Annotated in this window: 2 protein-coding genes and 1 pseudogene; all 3 read left to right on the top strand. The window is 60.1% G+C overall.

What is annotated here, in order from left to right:
- Window positions 1-1519: pseudogene (gene edd, locus B3187_RS11875) on the top strand (phosphogluconate dehydratase); the annotation flags it as partial.
- A 74-nt stretch (window positions 1520-1593) separates the two neighbouring features.
- A complete protein-coding gene (zwf, locus tag B3187_RS11870) occupies window positions 1594-3072 on the top strand; it encodes a glucose-6-phosphate dehydrogenase (protein WP_123637045.1) in 1479 nt (492 codons plus the stop codon).
- Window positions 3072-3320 (top strand): 6-phosphogluconolactonase (locus tag B3187_RS11865; protein ID WP_286806667.1); only part of this gene is annotated, 249 nt, incomplete at its 3' end. The genes zwf and B3187_RS11865, both read left to right, overlap by 1 nt.

The following is a 3320-nucleotide window of genomic DNA, read 5'->3' as shown; positions in this document are numbered from 1 at the left end:
TACAACGACATGCTGTCGGCGCACCAGCCCTACGTTGATTACCCCGAGAAAATCAAAACGGCCGCTCTCGCCAACGGTGTGACCGCCCAGGTCGCCGGTGGCGTGCCCGCCATGTGTGACGGGGTTACCCAGGGGCGGGATGGTATGGATCTGTCGCTGTTCAGNNNGCGACAAGATCGTGCCCGGCCTGATGATCGGCTCGCTGTCGTTCGGCCATCTGCCTACCGTTTTTGTGCCGGCGGGGCCCATGCCTTCCGGTCTGCCCAATTCGGAAAAAGTGAAAGTCCGCCAGCTGTTTGCCGAGGGTAAAGTGGGCCGTAAAGAGCTGCTCAAGGCGGAAATGGATTCCTATCACAGCCCCGGTACCTGTACCTTCTACGGCACCGCCAACAGCAACCAGATGCTGATGGAAATGATGGGCATGCAGTTGCCGGGCAGCTCCTTCGTGAACCCGGGCACCGGGATGCGCGATGCGCTGACCACCGAGGCGACCAACCAACTGGTGAAACTGACCCAGGGTGGCGATCAGTACACGCCGATTGCCGATGTGATCGACGAGAAAGCCGTGGTCAACGGCATTATCGGCCTACTGGCTACCGGTGGTTCGACCAACCACACCATCCACCTGACCGCTATCGCCCGGGCCGCTGGCGTGATCATCGATTGGCAGGATATGGCCGACCTGTCCGAAATCATCCCACTGATGTGCCGTGTCTACCCCAACGGTCTGGCGGATGTGAACCGCTTCCAGGCAGTGGGGGGCATGGGCTTCCTGATCCGCAGCCTGCTCAGCGAAGGGCTGATGCACGAGGATGTGACCACCATCATGGGTAAGGGTATGTCCCACTTCGCCAAGGAGCCGTTCCTGGAGGGCGACAAGATCGAATGGCGCGATGCGCCGGAGAAGAGCCTGGATGAGGACGTCCTGCGCCCGGCCGGTAGTGCCTTCAGCAAAACCGGCGGCATGGCGCTGCTCAAGGGCAACCTGGGCCGCTGTGTCATCAAAGTGTCCGCAGTCAAGCCCGAGAATCGTAAGGTCAAGGCGCCTGCACGGGTGTTCTACCGTCAGGAAGACCTCCAGGCGGCGTTCAAAGCCGGCGAGCTGGACCGGGATTTCGTTGCCGTGGTGCGTTTCCAGGGCCCGAAAGCCAATGGTATGCCGGAGTTGCACAAGCTGACTCCGCCGCTGGGCGTGCTCCAGGACCGCGGCTTCAAGGTCGCGCTGGTCACCGATGGCAGGATGTCCGGTGCCTCTGGTAAAATCCCCGCGGCCATCCACCTGACCCCCGAGGCGCTCGATGGCGGCCCCATCTCGCTGGTGCGCGATGGCGACATGATTGAGCTGGATGCCGATGCAGGCAAGCTGGAGCTGCTGGTTTCCGAAGAGGAACTGGCCAGCCGTCAGCCGGAGCAGACCGACATATCCAACAGCCACTATGGCATGGGCCGCGAGCTGTTTGCCCCCCTGCGTGCCGAAGTCGGCCTGGCCGAAGAGGGAGCCACCGTCTTCCGTTGGTAGTGAGAGCGTTCGAGCCCGGTGATCGTGCCGGGCTCAATGTATAACCGCAAATACAGAACACAAGGTTTTAGTCCATGCTGAAAGCATTTGATTTTGTGATTTTTGGTGGTGCCGGTGACCTGGCGCTGCGCAAACTGATCCCGGGCCTGTATCGCGCCTATTGCAATGACGAGTTGCCTGAGGGCACTCGCATTTTCGGTACCTGCCGTCGTCAGGAAGCCGTGGCCGAGTACCAGGATAAGGTTCGCGCTGCCGCCGAACAGCACCTGCGCAAAGGCGAGTTTGTGGCTGAAACCTGGGATCGTTTCGCGAAAATGATCCACCCGCTGTTCCTCGACATCTCTTCCCGGGATGAGCACTGGGACAAAATGGCGGAAATCCTCAAGTCCGGAAACGACAATCGCGTTTTCTACCTGTCGACGCCTCCGAGCGTATTCGGTGTCTGCTGTAAGCACATTTCCGAAAGCGACCTGATCAGCCCGACCACCCGCGTGGTGGTGGAGAAGCCGCTGGGTTACGACGCTGCGTCGGCCGATGCGATCAATACCGAAATTGGCGAATACTTCGACGAGAAGTCCATTTACCGGATCGATCACTACCTCGGTAAGGAAGCGGTTCAGAACCTTCTGACACTGCGTTTCGCCAATGGCATCTTCGAGCATCTGTGGGATGCCAAAACCATTGACCATGTGCAGATCAGCCTGTGCGAAACCGTGGGCCTGGAAGGGCGCGCGAGCTTCTACGACGACGCCGGTGCCATGCGCGATATGGTCCAGAACCACCTGCTGCAGTTGCTCTGCCTGGTGGCCATGGAGTCGCCCAACAAGCTGACCGCCGACAGCATCCGCTCCGAGAAGATCAAGGTGCTGGAGTCCCTGCGGGCACTCCAGGGTGATGCGGTCAAGTGGCATACCGTGCGCGGCCAATACGCGGCGGGCGAGATGGATGGCAAAGCGGTACCCGGTTACCTGGACGAGCTGGGCAAAGACAGCAATACCGAGACCTTTGTTGCCATTCGCGCGCACATCGATAACTGGCGCTGGTCGAAAGTGCCGTTCTATCTGCGCACTGGTAAGCGACTGAAAGAGCGTTTTGCTGAAATCGTCATTCAGTACAAAGACGTCTCCCACGAGGTGTATCCCGAGTCGGCCGGCGGAGTAACGCCGAACCGTCTGGTGATCCGTCTGCAACCGGAAGAAAGCATCCAGATGGTGCTGATGTCCAAGAACCTGGAAAAGCACGAAACCGAGCTGACGCCGGTGGTGTTGAACCTGAACCTGGCCGAGAAGTACAAGCACTTTGTCAGTGACGCCTACAAGCGCCTAATGCTGGATGCCGCCGCCGGTGACCCGAGCCTGTTCATTCACCGCGCGGAAGTGGACGCGGCCTGGGGCTGGGTGGACCCGATCATCGAAGCCTGGCAGCGCCCGGAAAACAAGCCCATGGCGTACCCGGCTGGTTCCTGGGGCCCCGAAGCGTCCGAGGAGCTGCTGTCCGGCGATGGTCGCAGTTGGTTCAACATGGATGAGCTGCTGACGGAGGATCAGGACTGATGTTGGACGAAAAGATTTTTGACAGCCGCGAAGCCCTGTTGGCGGCGTTGCAGGAAGATTGCGTGGCGGTACTGGACGAGGCGCTGAAAGAGCGTGATCAGGCCAGTTTCCTGGTGTCCGGTGGCAGCTCTCCGGCGCCCCTGTATCAGCGACTGAGCCAGATCGCTCTGGACTGGAAACGGATCCAGGTGGCCTTGGTAGATGAGCGTTGGGTCGAGCCGGGCCACGCCAAAAGCAACGAGACGTTT

This window comes from Marinimicrobium sp. UBA4209 (genome assembly GCF_002381585.1).
Taxonomy (GTDB): Bacteria; Pseudomonadota; Gammaproteobacteria; order Pseudomonadales; family Cellvibrionaceae; genus Marinimicrobium; species Marinimicrobium koreense.
The sequence above is the reverse complement of the archived record's forward strand: the minus strand, read 5'-3'. Positions and strand labels throughout refer to the sequence as shown.